This window comes from Burkholderia sp. JP2-270, assembly GCF_003233675.1.
Taxonomy (GTDB): domain Bacteria; phylum Pseudomonadota; class Gammaproteobacteria; order Burkholderiales; family Burkholderiaceae; genus Burkholderia; species Burkholderia pyrrocinia_C.
The window spans coordinates 1,161,902-1,185,651 of sequence record NZ_CP029825.1; the positions used below are offsets into that span (position 1 = coordinate 1,161,902).

Consider the following 23,750-nt stretch of genomic DNA (forward strand, 5'->3'; position numbering starts at 1 on the left):
GGAAGGTAGCCGCGGACGAACGTGTTCAACGCGTCCGATGTTATGGAGAATCACATGAGCATCGCATGCGAACGACAGTCGACGACGCGCGCTCCGCTGGCTGATGGCACGCGTGGATCGATTGCCGCGTACGAAAAAATCACGATCGTCGGCGACCGTTCGTCTCGTTAACGACACCTGTCGCTTCGAACCATGCGAGTCCTGCCCAACCGGAACGTCCGCGCGCACGATGCCTGGCGCGCGGTGCTGAACACGCGCGCCGAATCGCGGCCCATCGCTTGCTGCCGCTGCAGGGCATGCGGCTTCGTGGCGTTTCGCGCACTCGAGCACTGCCCCGTCTGCGGCCGGTGGAACTGGCCGTTCGAGCCGATTCGCCACGCATCGGACGACGCGCACGCCACACTTGCGCCACGGCCCTTCCATACGTGGTCGTCGCGCGTCGCGCGTACGCTGCGCAACGCGGCCTTCCGGCGGCCTCGCGCATCGAGCGCACCGATCCTGAGCATCCTGACGCTCATGCTGCTGGTCGGTGGCTACGTGACGGCCGACCGGACGTGCAAGGCCGATCCCGTTTGTCGCGGCTCCGACACGCCAGCCGCGACGGCGGCCGAGTCCGGCCTGCTTGCATCGACCGATCCCGTGTTGCCGGTGTTGCCGGTGCCCGTCTATCCGTTTCATTCGACTGACGGAACGCAACTGGCGGCCAATCCACGACATGGCGGCCCGAGCGCCGGCGAACCCGCAAACCGGATGCCGGTTGCGCAGGCCGCACCGTCGATTCGCGAGCCCGGCCGGCCCCACACCAGGGCTGTTCGCGTGAAAGACTGGCGACGCAATCGCGATCCCGCGCATCGCACGCATGTGCTCCGCCGCGTGAGCCTGCACACCGGTCACGGCCACAGCCACGCGCGGCGCAACGCATCCGACAAAGCCGATATCGCGAAGCTCTATGCGGGCCACTGAGGGTGCGCTCCGGCCGTTCGCGCCCACAGCGAAAAACGGGCGGCCCGTTTCCGGAGCCGCCCGTTTCGCGTTTCACGTTGCGCGTGTCGAACGCTAGCGCATCATGCCGCCAGCAACCCGTGCGGGTCGATGACGAATTTGCGCGGCGCACCGCCATCGAACTTCTTGTAGCCTTCCGGCGCCTGGTCGAGCGAGATCACTTCGACGTTGACGATCTTCGCGATCGGCAGCCGATCGAACAGGATCGCTTGCATCAGGTTGCGGTTGTACTTCAGCACCGGCGTCTGGCCCGTGAAGAACGAATGCGACTTCGCCCAGCCGAGGCCGAAGCGGATGCTCAGGCTGCCGTGCTGCGCGGCCTTGTCCTTCGCGCCCGGATCGTCGGTCACGTACAGGCCCGGGATGCCGATCGCGCCGGCCGGCCGCGTGATTTCCATCAGCGAGTTCAGCACCGTCGCGGGCGCTTCCTCCGAGTGGCCCGACGAACCGTGGCCGTGCGCCTCGAAGCCGACGCAGTCGACCGCGCAGTCGATCTCGGGCACACCGAGAATCTGCTCGATCTGTTCGCCGAGCGATGCATCCTTCGACAGGTCGACCGTCTCGAAACCCATCGCCCTCGCATGCGCGAGGCGCTCCGCGTTCATGTCGCCGACGATCGTCACGGCCGCGCCGAGCAGGCGCGCCGATGCGGCCGCCGCCATCCCGACCGGGCCCGCGCCCGCGATATAGACCGTCGAGCCCGGCTTCACGCCCGCGCTCACCGCGCCGTGATAGCCGGTCGGCAAAATGTCGGACAGGCAGGTCAGATCGCGGATCTTCGCCATCGCCTGGTCGCGGTCGGGGAATTTCAGCAGGTTGAAATCCGCGTACGGCACGAGCACGTACTCAGCCTGGCCGCCGATCCAGCCGCCCATGTCGACGTAGCCGTATGCACCACCGGCACGCGACGGGTTCACGTTCAGGCATACGCCCGTATGCGTGTCCTTGCACATCGCACAGCGGCCGCATGCGACGTTGAACGGCACCGACACGAGATCGCCGATCTTCAGCGTCTCGACGTCGCGGCCGACTTCGACCACTTCACCCGTGATCTCGTGACCGAGCACGAGGCCGACCGGCGCGGTCGTTCGGCCGCGCACCATGTGCTGGTCGGAACCGCAGATGTTCGTGCTGACCACCTTCAGAATCACGCCGTGGCCGATCGCGCGGCCGCTCGGATCGACCATCTTCGGATAATCGATTTTCTGGACTTCGACCTGGCCCGGTCCAAGATAGACGACACCTCGATTGCTGCTCATCGTATTGTCTCCATGTCTCGTTGGATGGCGCGGCGGCGCGCCGGCGAATGCGGCGCACACGCAACGTGCTGTTCGAGAGTAGTCCCGGAGGCAGGGGCGCCGATGTCTCAAACGCGACATGCGTTTGAACGGCACCGACATCGATGACGGAAATACGAAAGTCGGGCGGGAAACGACAGGAAGGCAGGGGTGCGGCCGGACATGGCGGAGGCCGGACCGCCCCTGCCCTCTTTTCGGCACGCGTTACCCGCCCTGATTCTCGCGGATGATCGCCGCGGCGGCCGCATCGGCGTCGCTCGCGACGCCGTCGTGCACGCGTGTGCTGACGGCTGGCGTCGGCGGCTCGCTGTCGAGCGCGTGGCCATTGCGGTCGTGCGTGTCGACCGTCACGCGCATCGACAGCCCGACGCGCAGCGGATGCGCGGCGAGATCGCGCGGATCGATCGCGATCACCACCGGCACGCGCTGCACGACCTTGATCCAGTTGCCGGCCGCGTTCTGCGACGGCAGCATCGAGAACGCGCTGCCCGTGCCCGCCGAGAAACCCTGCACGCGGCCGCGATAGGCAACACGCGTGCCGTACAGGTCCGACACGACCTCTACCGGCTGCCCGACGCGCATGTGGCGGATCTGCCCTTCCTTGAAATTCGCGTCGATCCACAGCCGGTTCAACTGCACGACCGACATCAGCGGCACGCCGGGCCCGACCTGCTGGCCGACCTGCACCGAGCGCTGCCCGATCGTGCCGTCGACGGGCGCGACGATCGTCGTGCGCTTCAGGTTCCGGTACGCGAGCTTGAACTGCGCGGCCGCCTGCACGACGGCCGGGCTTTCCTCGACGGGCAGCTTGCTGCCGAGCGCGCGTGCGGCATCGAGCTGCGCCTGCGCGGCCGCGAGATTCGCCTGCGCGCCGGCCACCGCCGCGCGCGCACGCGCCAGCTCCTCGGGCGCGACGATCTCGACCGACGCGCCCGAGCGCGCCGCGAACGCGCGCTGCGCGAGCGACAGGTCGGCGCGCCGCGCGTTCACGGCCTCGACGTACATCGTGTTCGAGATCTTCGCGTTCGCGACCTGCCGCACGGCCTGCGCGAGCTGCGCCTTCGCCTGCGCGAACGCGACGGACGCCTCGGTGTCGTCGAGCCGCACGAGTGTCTGCCCGGCGCGCACGGCCTGCGTATCGGCAACCAGCACGTCGGTCACGGCACCCGGAATCTGCGCGGCGACCTGAACGATGCTGCCGGCGACATACGCGTCGTCGGTGTCTTCGTAGTAGCGGTCGCTCAACAGCCAGAACGCGATCCACGCGAGCGCGGCCAGCAGCACGACCGCGAACAACACTGTGAAGCGCTTGTGGCGTGTCGCGCGGCGCGCATCGAGTGCCGGATCGTTCAGCGCGGCCGGCTGCGCGGCGGTATGAAGGTTGTCGTGGTGCATCAGTCGCTTTGCGTAACGATCAGACGATCGTGCTGGAAGACGGGTATCGCCCGCATGACCGACGCGCCCGGCGCCGGGCTCGCCGATGCCGGGCGCGCGAGAACGGGCGTACCGCGAGGCGTCGCGCCGGGGTTGGTCGCGCCGACCGTCGACGGACGCGCCGCGTCGTTGCGCGGCGCGGATGCGGGTGCGGCACTCGCCGTGCCGCCAGCCGGCGGCACGACGCTGCTACCCTGACGCGCATCGGCGGAAGCACCTGCGGCCGGCCGGCTCGCGGCCGCAGCGGCACCGGCGGCCACCGCACCGCGCCTCGCCGCGCCGCTGCGCGCCTGATGCACGGCCGGCGCCTGCGCAACCGTTGCACCCGCATCGAATCCGCCTCCGAGCGCGCCGATCAGCCCGACGCGCAGCGTCCGCTGCCGGCCGAGCAGCGCGATCATCTGCGTGCGCTCGTCGATCAGCGTGAGATCCGCGACATCGACATCCTTCTGCATCAGCACGCCGCGCCGGTGGCGGTCGGCCGCGATCTGCACGATCTTCTGCGCAGCCGCCACCGCGTCCTGCTGCTGCGCGACGAGCGTCTGCGACGTTTGCAGCGACGTGACGATCTGCGCGACCTGCCCGAGCGCATCGTCGACGGTCTTGTTGTACAGCCCGATCGCGACGTCGGCCTGCGCGACATCCGCACCGAGCTTCGCTTTGAGCCGGTCGCGGTCGAAGATCGGCAGCGAGATCGCGGGGCCGACCGAGCCTGCGAGCGAGTCGCGCGAAAACAGCGACGCGGGCGTGAGCGCGAACACGCCGCCGAGCGCGACGAGGTTTACGTCCGGATAAAACTGCGCGCGCGTCGAATCGGTATTCGCGAACGCGGCTTCGACGCGCAGCCGCGCGGCGACGATGTCGGGCCGGCGGCCGAGCAGGTCGGCCGGCAGCCGCGCCGGCACGGCGCTGCCTGCGAACGCGCCGACGCGCGGCCGCTGCAGCGCGAGCCCGCGCTCGGGGCCGCGGCCCGACAGCACACCGAGCTGCAGTTGCGCGAGCTTGATCTGCTCGTCGTTCAGCGCGATCTGTTCGAGCAGGCGGCTGCGCTTGATCGATGCATCGCTCGCGTCATACGCGTTGTCGAGGCCGCGCGCGGTGCGCTCGCGCAACACGGCCGTCACGCGCTGGCTGATCTTCACCTTCTGCTGAAGCAGGTCGCGCACCGCGTACGCCTGATCGAGCTGGCAGTACACGGTGACGATCGCGACGGCGAGCGTGAGCCGCACCTGTTCGGCCTCGACGCCGGCCGCGTCGCGCAGCGACATCAGGCTCTTCGTCGCCGCGCGGTTCTTCCCCCACAGGTCGAGCTGGTAGTTCAGCCCGACGAACACCGACGACGGCGATACGTTCGGATCGCCGAATATCTCGACCGGCACGCGATAGCCGGCGGCCGTCACGTCGGCGATGTCGCCGGGCTTCGGCATCCGCGCGCGGCTGACCGTAGCACCGGCCGTGCCCGTCAGCCCGGTCAGCGAATCGAACTGCTGAAGCTGTGCCTGCGCGATCCGCAGCCGCGCCTGCGCGACCTGCAGATCCGGGTTGTTCCGCGATGCCTCCGCTACCAGTTCGTCGAGCTGCGGATCCTGCAACTGCTTCACCCAGTCGGGCGCGGGCCACGCGCCGTTCGCGCCGGGGCCGGCCGTGTGCGCGAGCGCATCGCCGGCCGGTGCGTGCAGCGACAGCGACGGCAGGAAGCCTGACGGCACGCATCCGCCCAATGCCAGCAGCACGGCAGTCGCCGCGATCATCGAGCCGCCCTTCACGCCATGCGCCGATCCCGCCGCTTTGTTCACATGCCGCATCGCGCCCCTCATCCCTGCTGAATGCGCTGCGCGCGCGCAGCCAGCCGCGGCCGCGTGCGTTCGAGCGGGCCGAGCCGGCCGAACAGGCCATCGGCGACACCGAGCAGGATGCCGGCGAGCTTCGCGCGCTTGTCGCGCTCGACGAGCGCGATCTGCACGACCTGCCACACCGTCAGCAGGTTCGGCACGATCGCCACCGGAAAGCGCAGCCCGTACTGCATCCCGAGCTGCACCGCATTGCGCGCGCTGTAGTAGCGCCGTTGCCACGAGTGATTCATCGACGTCATTTCAAAAGGGCCGATCGCATGACGCTGCTTCGCGCCGATCCGGTGCGGCAGCACCAGCGACGGCACGACATAGAGCGGCACGTTGCGCGCGAGCGCGCGGAAGCTGTATTCGGTGTCGACGTGGTCGATGAACAGCGTCTCGTCGAACCGGCCGAGCACGTCGAACGCGTCGCGCGATACGACGCAGCCCGACGAGATCAGGAACGCGCAGCGCTGCATCGGTGCACCCGGCTCGATGCGCAGGCGGCGCAGCCCGATCCCGTTGGTCGAGAGTTCGGGCAGGAAGCTGCGCGCGTTCTCGTCGAAGATGCGCGGGCCGGCCAGGAACGCGCGCCCCGCGAGCCCCGCGCAAACATCGCGCATCGTCGGGAAATACGCGGCCGGCACCGACGAATCCTGGTCGAACAGCGCGACCGCATCGATGCGGTCGCGAAACAGCGCCGCGAGCCCCGCGTTGTATGCGCCCGCGATCCCGCCGCGATTGCCGTGATGCAGCAGCGCGATACCTTCGCGCGCACACAGGTCGCGCGCCCGCGCATCGGGCTGCGGCGTGTTGTCGACGACGAGCAACGCGTCGCACGCGTGCCGCCACGCGCCAAGCGCTTCGAGCTGCGCATCGCTCGGGTGATACAGGATCACGAGTGCGCCGAGTGTCGTCATGTTCGTCTCCTCAATGCCCGAAGGACGCCGCCGCGCCACGCTTCGGCCGCGTCAGCCACATCATCGCCGCGAGCACGAGGCAGGTCATGCTCGCCATCCAGAACATGTCGTTCGTCGCCATCATGTAAGCCTGCTGCATCACGACCTGGTGCAGCGTCGTCAGCTCGCGCACGCCGTCCACGCCCATCGCGTTCAGCGTGTGCACGAAGCGCTGCGTGTTCGCCGACGCATGCGTGACGGATTGCGACACGACGTCGTAGTGATAGGTCGCGCGGTTGTCCCACAGCGTCACGCTCATCGCGGTGCCGAACGCGGCCGACAGCGTGCGCAGGAAGTTCGACAGGCTCGACGCGGCGGCGAGCCGGTCGTCCGGAATCCGCGACAGCGTCGCGGCGGTCAGCGGAATGAAGAAGCACGGCAGCCCGATCCCCTGGATCAGGCCGGGCGCGGCGATCTGCATGAACGTCATCTTCAGCGTGAAATGCGCGTCCCACGCGAGCACGCCCGCGAACACGAGGAAGCCGAACGTCGCGAGCACACGCGCGTCGAAGCGGTGCGCATGCAGCCCGACGAGGATCGAGAACACGAGCGCGAGCACGCCGAGCGATGCGGTCGCGAGCCCCGCGTGAAACGCGTTGTAGCCCATCACGGCCTGCATCCACAGCGGGAACACGACGCCGACCACCGAGAAGCTCATCATCCCGAGCGAGATGATCAGCACGCAGAACGAGAACGTGCGGTCGCGAAACAGGCCGAGATCGACGACGGGGTGCGCTTCGCCCGCCTCCCAGATCAGCAGCGACACGATCGCGAGCGCAGCGACCACCGCGAGCGTGACGATCAGCGGCGAATCGAACCAGCCGCGGTCGTGGCCGAGATCGAGCATCGCCTGCAGCGAGCCGACGCCGATCACGAGCAGCACGATGCCCGGCACGTCGATCGGGCCGGCCGCGCCGCGCTGCCCGTCGGGGCGACGCATCGCGGTGCACACCGCGAACGAGAACAGCCCGATCGGCAAATTGATCAGGAAGATCCACGGCCACGAGAAGTTGTCGACGATCCAGCCGCCGACCACCGGCCCGAAGATCGGCGCGAGCAGCACCGTCATCGCCCACAGCGCGAGCGCGATCGTGCGCTTGTCCGGCGGGAACGTGCGCAGCAGGATCGTCTGCGACAGCGGCACCATCGGCCCCGAGCACAGCCCTTGCAGCGCGCGGCAGATCACCAGCACATGCAGGTCGCGCGCGAGTCCGCACAGCAGCGACGTCAGCGTGAACAGCAGCACCGCGCCGACGAACAGCCGCAATTCGCCGACGCGGCGCGCGAGCCAGCCGGTCAGCGGCACCGCGATCGCGGCTGCGACCGAATACGAACTGATCACCCACGTGCCCTGGCTGTTCGATACGCCGAGACTGCCGGAGATCGCCGGCACCGCGACGTTCGTCACGGTCGAATCGAGCACCTCGATGAAGGTCGCGAGCGACAGCGCGAACGTCAGCAGCGCGAGCCGGATGCCGCGCACCGGCTGCGCGGCCGGCGCGGGGGCCGGCACGTCGAACGCGGACGGCGCGCCGGGCGCATCGCGAAGCGGCGACGCGGTGCTCATGCGCCGGCCGCCGCGACATCGGCCCGCGCGGGCGCCCGCCTGCGCTTCGGCGCGAACCGTTCGATGAAATCGGCGGCCGCATGACAGCCGTCCGGCGCGGCGGCGAGCAATGCACGCGCGCGCTCCGCATGCACCGCGAATGCGGGTTCGTCCAGCACGTGCGCCAGCGTCGCACCGAGACGCGCGCCGTCGACGGGACCGTCGACGCGCACGCCGCAGCCGCTCGCCGCGACGCGTTGCGCGTTGTCGAACTGGTCGTGCGCGAACGGCGTCACGACCTGCACGATCCCGGCCTCGTACGCGAGCGCCGCGGTGCCGATCCCGCCGTGATGCACGAGCGCGCGGCAACGCGGCAGCAGCGTGCGCATCGGCACGAAGCGGCGCACGAGCAACCGGTTGCCGTCCGGCGCGGCATCGTGCGGCGTCAACAGGATTCCGCGCGCGCCCGTCGCGCGCAGCGCGTCCGCCACCGCGCGCGCATACGCCGCGTGATCGACGAGCGTCGAGCCGGCCGTGAACACGACCGGCGGCTCGCCGGCCGCGAGAAACGCATCGAGTTCCGCATCTTCGTCAGGCGTCGCGATATCGTTGAACAGCGGAAAACCGCTTTGCAGATGATTCGACGGCCAGTCGGGCTGCGGCGGCGCGAACCAGCCGGGAAACAGGCACAGCACGCCGTCGGTCGAATGCAGCCAGCGGCCGAGCACGCGCCGCGCAGGCGCGAGCCCGAGTTCGCGGCGCACCGCGTCGAGCGCGGGGCCGCATACGCGGTCGAGCACCTGTCGCTCGATCAGCGTCATCAGCGCCGCCTTCACCGGCAGCGGCCAGCGCGCGGGAATCGTCAGGCGCGGGTGCGTCGGCGGCGCATGCGCGGACAGCAGCGTCGACGGCGACACCTGAACCGACACGTACGGCGTGCCGTGCAGCTCCTGCATGAAGCGCGCGGAGAACGCCCACAGCGTACCGACGAGCACCGTATCGTCGTCGGCCAGCGCATGCAGCGCGTCGTAATGCGGGCGCAACATCGGCGCGATCACCTGCCACAGCGTGCGGAACGAGGTGCGCGGATCCCACAGCGCGGGGTTCGCCATCGCAGCCTCGTATTCGGCCGCGGTGCCGACCGGCACGAATGCGAAACCGCAACGGCGCACGGCCGCCTCGAACGGCGCGTGCGTGCAGAACACGACGGCGTGACCGCGCGCCGCGAGCGTGCGCGCGACGCCGAGCAACGGATGCACGTCGCCCGCCGAGCCGATCGCGGTCACGATCATCTTTGCCATCGCGCGCCTCGCGGTATCAGTAGAAGCCGGGAATCAACGCGGCGACCTCGCGGCGGTACTGCGTGTACGCCGGCCCGAAATACCCGGTCAGCCAGCTCTCCTCGACGCGCACCTTGTACGCGAGCGACGCGAACACGAGCAGCACGCCGATCGCGCCGCGCCATTCGCCGCCGATCAGCGCGGCGCCTACGAGCGCGAGCAGGCAGCCCGTGTAGATCGGATGACGCACGAGCGCGTACGGCCCCGTGCGGACGAGTTCGTGGTCTTCCTTCAGTGTGACCGACACGCTCCAGTTCGTGCCGAGATGCAGCCGCGCCCACACCGAGAACAGCAGGCCAGCGACCAGTACCGCGAGCCCGCACTGCGCCTGCAGGCCGAAGCGCTGCCAGTCCGGCGCGAGCGCCTGCCAGGACGGATCGGGCAGGATGATCAGCGCGCCGCCGACGATCAGCGGAATCGACTGCAGCGTGCGCGAGCGCGACGCCTCCTTGCGCACGGTCGTCTTCACGCCCTGCGACGTGGCGATCCAGTACGCGAGCCATGCGGCCCAGGGAACGACGATGGCGATGGTCTGAACGATATTCACGGCTGGCCTGCCTCGTTGGGATGGGAATTCGGGTGCGCGGGCCGGGCCCGTGGCACGACGTGCGGCGTCACGACGACAGCGCGTGCATCGGCCCGGGCACGCACGCATGCGCGGCGGCGCGCGCCATGCCGGCCGCGACCGGCGCCCCGTCGCAGAAGAAGTCGAGCAGCGCAGCGCGCGTGTATTCGCGCTGCGCGCGGCCTTCGATGTCCAGGAAATGGCCGGCGTCCGGCACCGTCGCGAACCGTGCGCGCGGCACGTGCGCGCCGAGCTGGCGAACGTCGGCCGGCGTCGTGTATTCGTCGCGCTCGCCGTTCAGGAACAGCAGCTCGCAGCCGATGTTCGAGAACTCGCTGAAGTAGCGCTCGGGCTGCAGCGACAGGATCTGGTCGACGTGGAACGCGACCTGGTCCTGCTCGTCGCGCGGCAGGCGCGTGAGATACCGGTAGTTGTACAGCTTCATGATGCGCGGCAGGTAGCGGCCGACGGTGTCGTTCAGCAGCTGCGCGGCCTTCAGGTTCTCGCCGGCCGTGATGTGGTCGCGTGCGCGCGTCACGTAGTCGACCATCGCGTCGTTCAGGAACGGCGAGAACGAGCAGATCGCCGCGCGCCGCACGCTCGGGCAGCCGCGCGCGAGCGCGAACAGCGACGCGACGCCGCCCCACGACACCGACACGAGGAACGCCGGCGCGAAACGTTCGACCAGATGCTGGAGGATCGCGGTTTCGTCGTCCTTGGTCAGGATGAAGCAGCCCGGATTGTGCTGGCGCGACTGCCCCGCGTACGGCAGGTCGAAGCAGATCGTGTTCATCCGCTCGCCGAGATACTGGACGGTCTGCCCGAACGACGCGGTCGTCGCGAGCGCGCCGTTGACGAGCATCGCCGTGTCGAACGCCGGGTCGAACACGTTCCGTTCGACGTAGACCTTCAGACCATTCGGCAGCGGGACCACGTGTTTTTCGGTCGGCATCGTCGTTCTCCGGTGGATGCGGCGTCTCGACGTCGCGGCATGCTGCAGGTGCGCAATGGCGGGTGCCGGCCCCGTGCGCGACCTGTCGCCGCGCCCATTGCCGACGCACCGCGGCAAATACCGGCGGCGCCCATTCATTCCTCGTAGTGCGGCGCCATACTAATACGGACAATATTACTGACTCAAGTCACTCCAACGATTCCCTCTACTCGACCCTGAAATACCCAGGATTCAAATTTTTTTATCAATTTATATGGTATGAGAGATCGCCGCGAAGGTGCTGGCAATCGTTTGCCAGCAATCTGCCCTGGCGAAAACAAACCAAATATTTCCCTTTAAATTCAATGCTCAATGTCATTTAAATCGACTGATTTAAACGGATTTTCCGCATTTGTCGATCTTCACCATTTGCACTCGCCATTCCACATCGTGAAGAATATTACAAGCATCCACACTCTTTCGCTTTGTAATAGAAACACGGCCGGAAATTTTCCGATGCATTGCACCATCTTTTCACAAACCGTTTTAAACAAACTCCAGCTTAATTAACCTTCTTTCAATTCGTTTTTCCGCATATGCACATCGGGGCAAGCGGTCGCTCCGCCACCCTACCGAACATCCTGTCATCGTCGGACCCCGATTTTTTGTTGATTGATCGTTCAATAAAAAACCGCTAAGCTCTCGACTTCCATGGATGGCCCGTCCGGGCGAAGGGAGTCGCGATGCCGAAAGTCGGAATGCGGGAGATACGCCGCGCACAGTTGATCGACGCCACGCTGCGTTCGATCGACGAAGCGGGCCTGCCCGGGACGACGCTCGCATCGGTCGCGCAACGCGCGAAGATCTCGACGGGCATCGTCAGCCACTACTTCGGCGACAAGGACGGCCTGCTCGAAGCGACCATGCGGCACGTTCTGCGCGACCTGTGGTCGGCCACCACGCGCCGCCGTGTGACGGCACGCAAGGATCCGCGTTCGCGGCTGCGTGCCGTCGTCGCGGCGAACTTCGACGACACGCAGGTCAGCGCGCCCGTGATGAAGACCTGGCTCGCGTTCTGGTCGCAGAGCATGCACGACCCGATGCTCAAGCGCCTGCAGCACGTCAACACGCGGCGCCTTCATTCGAACCTGTGCGCGGAATTCGCGAAGGCGTTGCCGCGCGCGAAGGCGCGCGAAGCCGCCAGCGGCCTCGCCGCGCTGATCGACGGCCTGTGGCTGCGCGGCGCGCTCGCCGGCGGCCCCATCGACACCCGGGCGGCGCTGAAGCTCGCCCACGATTACATCGACCTGCTGCTCGCGTCCGACTGACGCGCACACAGTCGCCCTCAAGGAGATCCTCATGTCCGTATTCGGTTTGCAGCGCCTCTACATCGGCGGCGGTTACGTCGACGCCACGAGCGGCAAGACTTTCGACACCTTCGATCCCGCCACCGGCGAGCTGCTCGCGCAGGTGCAGCAGGCGAGCGCGGCCGACATCGACCGCGCGGTTGCGTCCGCGCAGGAAGGCCAGCGCGAATGGGCCGCGATGAGCGCGATGCAGCGCTCGCGCATCCTGCGCCGCGCGGTCGACCTGCTGCGCGAGCGCAACGACGAACTTGCCGCGCTCGAAACACGCGACACCGGCAAGCCGATCGGCGAGACGCTCGCGGTCGACATCGTCACCGGCGCGGACGTGATCGAGTACTACGCGGGTCTCGCGACCGCGATCGAAGGGCTGCAGGTGCCGCTGCGCGCCGATTCGTTCGTCTACACGCGCCGCGAACCGCTCGGCGTGTGCGCGGGCATCGGCGCATGGAACTACCCGATCCAGATCGCGTGCTGGAAGACGGCGCCCGCGCTCGCGGCCGGCAACGCGATGGTGTTCAAGCCGAGCGAAGTCACGCCGCTGACCGCGCTTAAGCTCGCGGAAATCTATACGGAAGCCGGCGTGCCGGCCGGCGTGTTCAACGTCGTGCAGGGCGACGGCTCGGTCGGCGCGCTGCTCACGGGCCATCCGGACATCGCGAAGGTGTCGTTCACGGGCGGCGTCGAGACGGGCAAGAAGGTGATGTCGCTGGCCGGCGCATCGTCGCTGAAGGAAGTGACGATGGAGCTCGGCGGCAAGTCGCCGCTGATCGTGTTCGACGACGCGGACCTCGACCGCGCGGCCGACATCGCGGTGACCGCCAACTTCTTCAGCTCGGGCCAGGTCTGCACGAACGGCACGCGCGTGTTCGTGCACCGCTCGATCAAGGACGCGTTCACGCAGCGCGTGCTCGAACGCGTGAAGCGCATCCGCGTCGGCAAGCCGACCGATGCCGATACCAACTTCGGCCCGCTCGTGTCGGCCGCGCAGCTCGACAAGGTGCTCGGCTTCATCGAAAGCGGCAAGGCCGAAGGCGCGAAGCTGCTGGCCGGCGGCACGCGCCTGACCGACGGCCACTTCGGCAGCGGCCAGTACGTCGCGCCGACCGTGTTCGGCGATTGCCGCGACGACATGAAGATCGTCCGCGAGGAAATCTTCGGGCCGGTAATGAGCATCCTCGATTTCGAATCGGAGGACGATGTAATCGCCCGCGCGAACGACACGCACTACGGCCTCGCGGCCGGCGTCGTGACCGAGAACCTGTCGCGCGCGCACCGCACGATCCATCGCCTCGAAGCCGGCATCTGCTGGATCAATACATGGGGCGAATCGCCGGCCGAAATGCCGGTTGGCGGATACAAGCAATCCGGTGTCGGACGCGAGAACGGCATCACGACGCTCGAGCACTACACTCGGATCAAGTCGGTGCAGGTCGAGCTCGGCCGCTACAACCCGGTGTTTTAAGGAGATTGACCGTCATGACGACACGCGAATACGACTACATCATCTGCGGTGCGGGTTCCGCGGGCAACGTGCTCGCAACTCGCCTGACGGAAGATCCGGACGTCACGGTGCTGCTGCTCGAAGCGGGCGGCCCCGACTACCGCTTCGACTTCCGCACGCAGATGCCGGCCGCCCTCGCCTATCCGCTGCAGGGCCGCCGCTACAACTGGGCGTACGAGACCGATCCCGAGCCGCACATGGATAACCGCCGGATGGAATGCGGCCGCGGCAAGGGGCTCGGCGGCTCGTCGCTGATCAACGGCATGTGCTACATCCGCGGCAATGCGCTCGACTACGACAACTGGTCGACGCACAAGGGCCTCGAGAACTGGACGTATCTCGACTGCCTGCCGTACTTCAAGAAAGCCGAGACGCGCGACGTCGGCCCGAACGACTATCACGGCGGCAGCGGCCCCGTGTCGGTCACGACCAGCAAGCCGGGCGTGAACCCGCTGTTCGAGGCGATGGTCGACGCTGGCGTGCAGGCCGGTTATCCGCGCACCGCCGACCTGAACGGCTATCAGCAGGAAGGCTTTGGCCCGATGGACCGCACCGTCACGCCGCGCGGCCGCCGTGCGAGCACCGCGCGCGGCTATCTCGACCAGGCGCGTGCGCGGCCGAACCTCGAGATCGTCACGCACGCGCTCGCCGACCGCGTCCTGTTCGACGGCAAGCGCGCATCGGGCGTCACGTACCTGCGCGGCAGCGAGCGCGCGACCGCACATGCGCGCCGCGAAGTGCTCGTGTGCAGCGGCGCGATCGCGTCGCCGCAACTGCTGCAGCGCTCGGGCGTCGGCCCCGGCGCGTGGCTGAAGGAACTCGACATCCCCGTCGTGCTTGACCTGCCCGGTGTCGGCCAGAACCTGCAGGACCACCTGGAGATGTACATCCAGTACGAGTGCAAGGAGCCCGTGTCGCTGTATCCGGCGCTCAAGTGGTGGAACCAGCCGAAGATCGGCCTCGAATGGATGCTGAACGGCACCGGCCTCGGCGCGAGCAACCACTTCGAGGCGGGCGGGTTCATCCGCACGCGCGACGACGATCCCTGGCCGAACATCCAGTATCACTTCCTGCCGGTGGCGATCAACTACAACGGCTCGAACGCGATCGAGATGCATGGCTTCCAGGCGCACGTCGGCTCGATGCGCTCGCCGAGCCGCGGCCGCGTGAAACTGCGCTCGCGCGATCCGAACCAGCATCCGAGCATCCTGTTCAACTACATGGCCGAAGCGCTCGACTGGCGCGAGTTCCGCGATGCGATCCGCGCGACGCGCGAGATCATGCGGCAGCCCGCGCTCGACCGCTATCGCGGCCGTGAGCTGAACCCGGGCGCCGACTGCAAGAGCGACAAGGAGCTCGACGCATTCGTGCGCGCCCGCGCGGAGACCGCGTTCCATCCGTCGTGCTCGTGCAAGATGGGTTACGACGACATGGCGGTGGTCGACGAAGAAGGGCGCGTGCACGGGCTGGAAGGCCTGCGCGTCGTCGATGCATCGATCATGCCGATCATCACGACCGGCAACCTGAACGCGCCGACGATCATGATCGCGGAGAAGATCGCCGACAAGATTCGCGGGAAGCAGCCGCTCGCGCGCGTCGATGTGCCGTACTTCGTCGCGAACGGCGCACTCGCGCGCGATGTCGCGAAGGCCGTGCGGCAGCCGGAGACGGTTTGACGACGGCGGGTGCACCGCCCGTCTTCGACTGATGACTGATGTACGAAACGCCGCTGACGATTGCCGTCAGCGGCGTTTTTCATTTCCGGCTCAGCCGTTGCCGAGCTTCTGCAAATCCGGCGCGTGCTGCCGCGAGAGCTGCGCGCTGCGGTACAACGTCGGCGTTATGCGATGCACGGATGCTCGCGCGCGGGGCATGTCGTTTCATGTCGGCAAAAGCCGAGTGTCAGCGGGCCTTCTCCGCGTCTTCGCCGAACCTGGCAGTCGCCACGGCCCGCGTGCGCATCCGCTTTGCGCGGACGATCGGGTTCCATCGCGACGTCAGGCTCATCGCGTCGCGCAGGCGTTCGAACGCGACATCCTCCTTCGGTCCGAAGCGGCTGACCGCCGGCCACGCGAGCACGTCGTCGAGCCACGTCTGCCATGTGTCGCCATGAAAACGACCGCCGATTTCCCGCACCGCGTCCGGCGCGGCGATCACGATGCCCGCCAGCAGGTAGTACGCCCAGAAGCTGCCCGCGCCGACGAGTCGGTCGAGCCGGCACACGGACAGCGCGGCAAGCAACCCGTCCACCGACGCGAGATCGGCGCGATGCGTGCGGATCGCCCGCGCGACGAGGTTGTGCTGACCGCCATACGCGGCAGCGGAAATCCCGTTGCCGGCAGCGAGCGCGGCCGAGAACATTACAAGCGCGGCCATCTCGTCGATGCGCGATGCGTCGTCGCGCGGGCCGCACACGCACAGCACGATCGCATCGATGATGGCGCCGGGACGGGCCGACGTTTCCGCAGTCGTCGCCGCAGCGACGGCCAGCCTTTCTCTCAGGTTCTTCGCAGGCGGCGCCTCGCACTGCTCTTCTCTTTCATGTGCGGTACGTTCGCCAGCGTCTTCGCCGTTGCATTCGACACCGCCAGCAATCCGCTCGAGCGCCGCCCAGCCGACATCGGGATCGTCGAATGCGCACGCATCGATCACGCCGTGCGCCGCGTCGAACACGGCGCGCGAGCCGGGGCAACAGCGTTCGGCTTCGGCAAGCTGCTGCGGAGAAGGCACATGCGAGCACGCGCCGGACGCGTCGGTCGGGTCGCATGCGCAGCCGCCGCCATCCGTTGCGATCCACGGCGCAAGCCGGTGAAGAACGGCCGCTGCGTCACGAGACAGGCTCGCCCCTGCCCGCATGCGTATCGCGTATGTCGCGACGACTGTCGTGTCGCCGGCGTCGAAATGCTCGATCAGGTACTGCAGCCACGCGGCCGTGCGCAGCCGGTCAGGCGTCGCGCCGCGGGCATCACCATACTTCGCTGGGTCGGTGAGCATGGGTCGTCCGGGAGTGTTCTGGCCAATTGGAACAATGTTGTTTTCGGTCAGCGCGGTACACCGTGCCGACCTTGTAGGTCCGCCCGCGTCGGATCGCGACACGAGCGGCCAGTCGGCCGTCGCGCCGATACGCGCGACGGCACGAATGCATCGAAGCCGCGGAAACCCGCCGCGCATGCCGCATGACCCTCACGCGCGGCGGGTGCCCTACTGCGATCCGCGACGCTTACTGCACGTGGAACTTCGGCGACGTCGTGACCGTGCCGGACACCGTGCAATTCGGCGTCAATGCAGCGTTATTGAACGTCAGCGACGAGTTCGGATCGTTCCATGCCGTTACCACCTTGCTCGGGCCGCACGCGCCGAGCAGCGCGACGTTCACCTGCACGTTGTTGATCGACAGCTGCGTCGTGCTGTCGGCCTGGCCCGTCCACGGCGACGTGCTGCTCGCGCTGCCGCTGATCAGTCCGCACGTGGAGCCTCCGGCGAACTGCGTCGACGTGATGTGGACGATGCCCGTCGACGTGATCGTCCCGTTGAACGTCGCGGTACAGTTTGCGCTGATCGATCCCTTGCTGAGCGTCGTGAGCCCCGATACGGAGAACGGCTCGCCGTTCGGGTTCATCGGCTGCCCGTCAGCGCGCGAAACGGTGACTGCGAAAGCAGGCGCGGCCGAAACCGCGGTGAATGCCACTGCAGCAACAAGCGATACGATTTTGCGAATGCTCATTTGAACTGCCCCCTCTCTTCACAAATGGCGGCACGCCGCCAGGAACGCAACCGTCCGGCCGAAAGAGCCCGGCCAGCCGGTCGCAGGAAGCCGCCGGCACGCGTCATGCGCGCCGGTCGGCTCAGAACTTGTAGGAAATCCCGACGAACGTGATCAGCGGATCAGCCTTCAGCCGCGTGCGCGTGGTTGCGAGCGTCGAACCGTCGGCCGCCTTGATCACGAGCGACGAGTACGTCTTCAGCGGCATGTACGTCAGCGTCGCGGTGAGCCCCCAGTGCTTGTCGATCGCATAGCTCGCGCCGATGTTGTAGACCGGCGTGAACGACGACGACGCCTTGCCCTCCACCGACGTCGGCCCCGGCTTGCCGGCGCCGGCCGCGAGCACGCTGCCGAGGTTCTCGTTGATGTCCTTCGCGAAGTTGCCGTTCAGCTCGATGTTGCTGAACCAGCTATAGGCCACGCCGATCCCGACGAACGGGCGGAATTTCGCCGTCGGCGCATTGAAGTAGTACTGCAGAATGATCGTGGGGCTCCACTGCCGCGCGTTCTTCACGGCCGGCTGGTTCGACGTCTTGTCCATGTCGACCGAACCGAGCGAGCCGGCCGGACCCGGCGGCCGGATCACGCCGTGCCCGGTCAGCGTGAACTCGGGCGGCACGCCGAGCACCGACGTCACCGCGATGTGATCGGTAAAGAAGTGCGTGAGCGTGAGGCCGACCGTATCGGCGTTGTTGACCGTCAGGCTCGTGCCCGGCGACGTGAACGACCCGGGCAGGCGCAGCGGCCCGTTGATCGGCATGTTCGCGAGATTCGTCGTCAGCCCGTTGGTCGAATCCTGCGGCATGATGTGCAGCCAGCCCAGCGTCGCGACGTTGTCGCCCGCCTGCTGGGCCGATGCGAGTGTCGACACGCCTGCGACGACACCCGCGACAATCAGCTTCTTCATGAAGTCTCCCTCTCATTCTGTCCGGGCGCCGCGCATCCGCGCGCGACGCCGCCGTGTCTCCGTCCGGGTGCGGTCACTGCACGAACGCGCCGACCGTGAAATACGGATTGCTCGAATCGACCATGTCGAGGAACCCGAATACGCCACCCGTGAACACAAACTTGCCGGTCGCCGGGCCCGACGCCGCATCCGCATGCACGGTCGTCACGACGCCCGGCACCTTCTGCGTGAAGTCGAGGTTCAGTGCGCGCGTGAGCGCGGCCTGCGACGCGTTGAACGGATCGAGCAGCGTCGCCTGCGCGCCGACGAGCGCGGTCGCGCGGTAGTTGAACGCGCTGTCGACGCCCGTGTACTCGCCGTTCTGCGAGCCGAGCGCGATCGCCGTCTGAGGGCTCAGGAACGAGATGCCCGATTCGTCGTCCGCGCTCGGCGGGCCCTGCGTGAGGTCCGCGTTCGCGGCGCCGGTGCGGATGAAGATCGGCACGAGCTGGTTGCGCAGCTTGCCGACGATCAGGATTCCCTTGCCGGCCTTCGCCGGATCGAGCGCGGCGAGCGTCGCCGGAATCTGCGGCTGGTAGTTGAGCGACTGGAACGCCGGCGCATCCGGACGCAGCGTGAACGACTGGTTCACCGTCGTGCTCGACGCAAGCGGCTGCCCGCCGTTCTTCTTGCCGAAGTTGTCGGTCTCGACGTAGCTGCCGTCCGCGTTGATCGTCACCTTCTGATCGAGCGCCACCGGCTGGAAGTTTTGCGACGGCACCTGGTGATAACCGAGCTGGTTGTAGGTGCCGGCGATCTTCGTCAGGTCCGTTTCCAGCGACGAGAAGCTGATGAACGGGTAGTACGGGAACGTCGTCTTCGGAATCCTGCCGACGCCGATCACGCCATCGAACTGGATCGTCGCACCAGGAATCGCGCCGCCCAGCACGCCTTCGCCGAGGAACAGCCGCGCGGGCCGGCTCGGATCGAGGCTCGCGTTCTGCATCCGGAACGTGCACTGGTTCAGCTTCACGGTCGGCAGGCCCGTTTCGTCGGCCAGCGTGCCGTCGACGACGTTGGCCGGTGCCGTGTCGCGCGTCGGCTGCACGGTGCCCGCGGTAGTCGGCACCGGCGATGCGAGGTAGGTCATCCGGAACGTCATCTTCGTGGTGTCCAGCTGCACTTTCACGAGCTCGCCCGACCCGGAGCCGCCGATGAACACCGTGTTGTAGTCGATCGTCTGCGGGCACAGCCGGACCACCGGCGCGGGCGGCGGGTCGCCGTCTCCGCCGCACGCAGCCAGCACGGGTGCGAGCGACGCCGCAACCATCCATTGCTTCACATTCATAGGAATCCTCTCGAAATTCGATTCGCCGGCGGCAACGCACGTTCCGCCGGTGTGACTTGTTCGGTACGCGGCTACTGGACGAACGCGCCGACCGTGAAGAACGGGTTGACCTGGCTGTTGTTGACGACCATTGCGTAGACGTTGCCGGCCGTCACGATCCAGCCCGTGTCGCCCTTCTTGAAGATCGCGACATTGCCGCTTGCGCCCTTCGCATTGAAGTCCTGCGTGGCCGTGACCTTGACCTTGCCGGGCGTTGCCTGCGTGTAGTCGAGGGCAAACTGCGAGGTCACCGAAGACGTCTGCGGATCGATGAATGCCGCGGTGCCGCCCTGGAACAACGTCGACGTGTAGTTCGCGGAGATCGTCGACACGGCAGTGCCGTCGTTGCAGCTACCCGCTTCCGCCATGAAGAAGCCGTTGGCAAAGGTGCCCGGCAGATCCGGGTGCGGCACCTGGTTATCGAAGCTAGGGCCGGACTGCGCGATGGTGTTCCCCACACCGGTAGATGTCACGACACCGCATGCGGATGCGCTCGTCGCGCCGATGTAGCCGCCCTTCAGCGAGTTCGCGGCAATCGCCGTGGACGACGAGAGCATCGAGATCCCGACTTCGGCATCGGCGACCGAGGCGAGCGGATTGCTCGCATCCACATGGGTATAGCCGACGCGAATCACAATCGGCACCCGTACGCCGTTCAGCTTGCCGACGATCATGATGCCCTTCGCCTGACTCGGCGTCACGATCACGAGGCCCGGCGCCTGCCCGGCGACCGGATACGAAACCGTACCGAACGGGTTCGCCACCGCATTGCTCACGAACACGTTGTCCGCCGACCCGTCCGCGTTCTTGCGCAGCGTCCACGGCGACCCGGTCGTCTGGCACGAGTAGTCGCTGCCCTGCGTGATCGTGCACGAACCGTCCGCATTGAACGTCTGGTTCCAGTTGACGACGTCCGGCTCCCAGCCGACAGCCCCGTTCGCATTCTGGGCGATACCGCCGACCGGCGACAAATGGATACCGACTTCGTTGTAGTTGCCCGCGACCTTCGTGAAGTCGGTTTCCGTTTCGACAAAGCCGATGAACGGATAGAAATCGAATGTGCGCGACGGCACCACACCCAGGACAAAACCCGGAATCGGCTCGATGCCCTGGAACGCGATCGTCGCCCCTGGAATCCCGCCGCCAACCACGCCATCGCCGACGAACAGCATCGGCGGATCGGTACGCTTGATCGTCACCGAATACGCGCCGTCGCTGGTCGCGCCGCTGTCGAGCACGAACGCGCAGCGGTTCTGCTCGGCCGTCGGAAGGTTGGTCGGATGATGGAATGCACCGCTGATCGTCAGGCCCGCGCGCGTGTTGTTGACCTGCCCCGCCGACGTCGGCACCGACGATTCGATGAACTGCATCTGATACGTGAGCTTCGTCGTGTCGAACTTCACCTTCACGTATTCGCCGCTGCCGGCGCCACCCGTGTAGGTGGTCGTGTAATCGAGCGAATCGGGACACAGCTTCGTCACGACGGGCGGTTGCGTGATCGCGCCGCTCGGCCCGCATGCGCTGCCCGAGCACTGCGGCACGTTAATCGGCCCCGGATCGTCGCCGCCGCCGCAACCGGCGACGAACGGCAGCGCCAGCACCGCACACGACAGGATTACCCTTCGCAATTCAGGAATGCAAATCATCAACCCCTCCTTTACAGGTACGACAAGTCTCGTCCGCACGGGCTGCATGGCCCGCCGGTTGGTATCGCGCCGCCGCACGAGCGCGCGGCGCATGACGGTGTTCGCAATGCAACCGCCCGGCAGCTCGCGCAAATGCGACGAAAGCCGCGGCGGTAGACAAGCACGCTCCCGCGGCGCCGTCATGCGGCACGGCGCCGTCGGAACGATCGAAACGGAAAGTGGTGCGCCGCTACACGGCGATGCGGCAACGCAGGCTGACGACGTATGTCGCGCCTGCATTCAGCGAAAAACTGGGAAACGGCAGTCGGGTTGGCCCCGCGGATACGCGTCGCATGAATTGGTCTCCGTACGTACGCTTGATTCGTTATCGTGATGCGTCGTTTGACGAGACTATGATCGGACGATACACACAAGTAAATGGATGCAGAGTTCCAAACGGCCGGAACCGCGCGATCCTAGTGTTTTCACGGTGTTTGACAGTTTTTCAAACGGCCTTCATTTTATTTGCTCAGATAAATAGATGGCCCGCGCAACGGGCTTGCGCAGGCCGCTTTCCGCGCCGGGCGGGCGACGCGGCCCGCAGGCGGCCTCACGAACGCGGCGCGCAGCCTTTTATACGTCGATGATCGCGAGCGTACCGTGGCTGCCGGGCAGCACCGCGTGGCGCGTGCCGGCGAGCGCGAGATACATCTGCCCGGCCTCGACCACGACCGTTTCCGCGCCGACTTCGAGCATCAGCTGGCCGTCGAGCACCAGTAGCCCTTCGTTGTAGTCGTGCACTTCCGCTTGGTACGGCTGCGCATCCATGCGCAGCACCTTGATCCTGGCCTGCCCGACCTCGCCGACGATCGTGGATTTCCACGCGGCGGCCTGCGCGGCCGCAACGGATTTGAAATCGATCAAAGACATTCGCCCCGCTCCGTGAACCGTGAAAGGAACGCATTATCGCGAGCGCCATGCATGCCGTCCCGGTACGGCGCTACGGCGTTCGGGCAGCACAGTCGGCGGGCCGGTCGCCGCGCGGCCGCGAGAAAACGCGATCGCTGTCCGGTTCGCCGGAAATAGCCTAAATTGTTCGATCAGATCAAACAAAGCACCGCCTTATTGAGCAACGTTCGGCCATTTCACGCAAATCCGGCACCAACAACGCATGGCCTTTCCACCGAAATGCATTTCCATCTACCGGTTGCTAATATGGCGGTCCCGCGATCCCGCACCACAACGCCGTTCGACATGACGCCCGTTCGCCATGCCGTCCCCGATCCCGGCCGCTTCGCAGCGGCGGCGACTCCGGGCACGCGCGGCACACACCGTCGCGCCGGCCGGCCGTGCCATCCGTGAGCATGCAACCGATCCTTTCCGTCTCCGACCTCTCCAAGACTTACGCGTCCGGCTTCCAGGCGCTGAAGCACGTGACCCTCGACATCCGCCCCGGCGAGATCTTCGCGCTGCTCGGGCCGAACGGCGCCGGCAAGACGACGCTGATCGGCTCGATCTGCGGCATCGTCACGCCGACCGAAGGCCGCGTGACGGTCGGCGGCCACGACATCCGCGATCAATACCGCGCGGCCCGCGAAATGATCGGCCTCGTGCCGCAGGAGCTGACCACCGACGCGTTCGAAACCGTGTGGGCGACCGTGTCGTTCAGCCGCGGCCTGTTCGGCAAGGCGCCCGATCCCGCGCATATCGAGAAGACGCTGAAGGCGCTGTCGCTGTGGGACAAGCGCGACAACAAGCTGATGACGCTGTCGGGCGGGATGAAGCGCCGCGTGATGATCGCGAAGGCGCTGTCGCACGAGCCGCGCATCCTGTTCCTCGACGAGCCGACGGCCGGCGTCGACGTCGAGCTGCGCCGCGACATGTGGAAGCTCGTCGATTCGCTGCGCGAAAGCGGCGTGACGATCCTGCTGACGACGCACTACATCGAGGAAGCCGAGGAAATGGCCGACCGGATCGGCATCATCCTCGGCGGCGAACTCGTGCTCGTCGAGGAAAAGCGCGAGCTGATGCGCAAGCTCGGCAAGAAGCAGCTGACCGTGCAGCTCGAGCAGCCGCTCGCGGACGTGCCGCCCGCGCTCGCACCGTTCGGGCTCGAGCGCGCGGACGACGGCGCCGCGCTCGTCTACACGTACGACTCGCAGCGCGACGACGCGAGCATCGCGACGCTGATCAACGCGCTCGGCTCGGCCGGCATCGGCTTTCGCGACCTGCATACGACGCAAAGTTCGCTCGAGGATATTTTCGTCAGCCTGATCGACAACCGCCGCAACGGCGCACAAGGAGCCTGACGCGC

Annotated in this window: 19 protein-coding genes; 5 read left to right on the top strand and 14 right to left on the bottom strand. The window is 67.1% G+C overall.

Annotated elements, in window-relative coordinates:
- Positions 1-192 precede the first annotated feature (192 nt).
- Entirely contained in the window at positions 193-963 is a 771-nt protein-coding gene (locus DM992_RS23155; protein WP_111018806.1) for a hypothetical protein, read from the top strand.
- 101 nt (positions 964-1,064) lie between these two features.
- Here the strand turns inward: DM992_RS23155 and fdhA are convergent, their stop codons facing one another.
- The 8 genes from fdhA to DM992_RS23195 all read right to left on the bottom strand — a co-directional run bounded on the left by fdhA (position 1,065) and on the right by DM992_RS23195 (position 10,928).
- Entirely contained in the window at positions 1,065-2,261 is a 1,197-nt protein-coding gene (gene fdhA, locus DM992_RS23160) for a formaldehyde dehydrogenase, glutathione-independent (RefSeq protein ID WP_027781331.1), read from the bottom strand.
- Positions 2,262-2,504: 243 nt separating this feature from the next.
- Entirely contained in the window at positions 2,505-3,695 is a 1,191-nt protein-coding gene (locus DM992_RS23165; RefSeq protein ID WP_111018807.1) for an HlyD family efflux transporter periplasmic adaptor subunit, read from the bottom strand.
- Complete coding sequence (locus DM992_RS23170; RefSeq protein ID WP_111018808.1) at positions 3,695-5,539, bottom strand: efflux transporter outer membrane subunit; 1,845 nt, start codon at positions 5,537-5,539, stop codon at positions 3,695-3,697. Before DM992_RS23170 ends, DM992_RS23165 begins: the two co-directional genes overlap by 1 nt.
- A gap of 8 nt (positions 5,540-5,547) precedes the next feature.
- The gene (locus DM992_RS23175) at positions 5,548-6,486 is read right to left on the bottom strand and encodes a glycosyltransferase family 2 protein (RefSeq protein WP_111018809.1); all 939 of its coding nucleotides are present in this window, start codon (positions 6,484-6,486) and stop codon (positions 5,548-5,550) included.
- A 10-nt stretch (positions 6,487-6,496) separates the two neighbouring features.
- Entirely contained in the window at positions 6,497-8,092 is a 1,596-nt protein-coding gene (locus tag DM992_RS23180) for a DHA2 family efflux MFS transporter permease subunit (protein WP_162631720.1), read from the bottom strand.
- Entirely contained in the window at positions 8,089-9,372 is a 1,284-nt protein-coding gene (locus DM992_RS23185) for a nucleotide disphospho-sugar-binding domain-containing protein (protein WP_111018810.1), read from the bottom strand. Before DM992_RS23185 ends, DM992_RS23180 begins: the two co-directional genes overlap by 4 nt.
- A 16-nt stretch (positions 9,373-9,388) precedes the next feature.
- Complete coding sequence (locus DM992_RS23190; protein ID WP_111018811.1) at positions 9,389-9,958, bottom strand: isoprenylcysteine carboxylmethyltransferase family protein; 570 nt, start codon at positions 9,956-9,958, stop codon at positions 9,389-9,391.
- Positions 9,959-10,025: 67 nt separating this feature from the next.
- Complete coding sequence (locus tag DM992_RS23195) at positions 10,026-10,928, bottom strand: alpha/beta hydrolase (protein WP_111018812.1); 903 nt, start codon at positions 10,926-10,928, stop codon at positions 10,026-10,028.
- 722 nt (positions 10,929-11,650) lie between these two features.
- Here DM992_RS23195 and betI point away from each other — a divergent pair.
- Genes betI through betA form a run of 3 tightly spaced genes read left to right on the top strand, consistent with a single transcriptional unit; the run spans position 11,651 to position 15,451 of the window.
- On the top strand, positions 11,651-12,235 hold the full coding sequence (gene betI, locus DM992_RS23200; protein ID WP_111018813.1) for a transcriptional regulator BetI: 585 nt from the start codon (positions 11,651-11,653) through the stop codon (positions 12,233-12,235).
- A gap of 31 nt (positions 12,236-12,266) precedes the next feature.
- Entirely contained in the window at positions 12,267-13,736 is a 1,470-nt protein-coding gene (betB, locus tag DM992_RS23205) for a betaine-aldehyde dehydrogenase (RefSeq protein ID WP_111018814.1), read from the top strand.
- A 14-nt stretch (positions 13,737-13,750) separates the two neighbouring features.
- Entirely contained in the window at positions 13,751-15,451 is a 1,701-nt protein-coding gene (betA, locus tag DM992_RS23210) for a choline dehydrogenase (RefSeq protein ID WP_111018815.1), read from the top strand.
- A gap of 226 nt (positions 15,452-15,677) precedes the next feature.
- Here betA and DM992_RS23220 read toward each other — a convergent pair whose 3' ends face one another.
- The 6 genes from DM992_RS23220 to DM992_RS23245 form a co-directional block, all read right to left on the bottom strand.
- Positions 15,678-16,769: a hypothetical protein gene (locus tag DM992_RS23220; RefSeq protein ID WP_111018816.1), complete on the bottom strand. Its 1,092-nt coding sequence runs from the start codon at positions 16,767-16,769 to the stop codon at positions 15,678-15,680.
- 226 nt (positions 16,770-16,995) lie between these two features.
- A complete protein-coding gene (locus DM992_RS23225; RefSeq protein ID WP_111018817.1) occupies positions 16,996-17,499 on the bottom strand; it encodes an activator protein in 504 nt (167 codons plus the stop codon).
- Between the two features lie 121 nt (positions 17,500-17,620).
- A complete protein-coding gene (locus tag DM992_RS23230; RefSeq protein WP_072442016.1) occupies positions 17,621-18,445 on the bottom strand; it encodes an OmpW family outer membrane protein in 825 nt (274 codons plus the stop codon).
- 73 nt (positions 18,446-18,518) lie between these two features.
- Positions 18,519-19,772: a DUF2957 domain-containing protein gene (locus tag DM992_RS23235; protein WP_111018818.1), complete on the bottom strand. Its 1,254-nt coding sequence runs from the start codon at positions 19,770-19,772 to the stop codon at positions 18,519-18,521.
- A gap of 71 nt (positions 19,773-19,843) precedes the next feature.
- On the bottom strand, positions 19,844-21,457 hold the full coding sequence (locus tag DM992_RS23240; RefSeq protein WP_111020357.1) for a DUF2957 domain-containing protein: 1,614 nt from the start codon (positions 21,455-21,457) through the stop codon (positions 19,844-19,846).
- A gap of 612 nt (positions 21,458-22,069) precedes the next feature.
- Positions 22,070-22,366 carry a cupin domain-containing protein gene (locus DM992_RS23245; RefSeq protein ID WP_111018819.1) on the bottom strand — a complete coding sequence of 99 codons (297 nt, stop codon included), beginning with the start codon at positions 22,364-22,366 and terminating at the stop codon, positions 22,070-22,072.
- Between the two features lie 434 nt (positions 22,367-22,800).
- Between DM992_RS23245 and DM992_RS23255 the strand changes: the two genes are divergently transcribed.
- Positions 22,801-23,745, top strand: coding sequence for an ABC transporter ATP-binding protein (locus DM992_RS23255; protein WP_111018820.1), 945 nt, complete (start codon positions 22,801-22,803; stop codon positions 23,743-23,745).
- Positions 23,746-23,750: the final 5 nt, after the last annotated feature.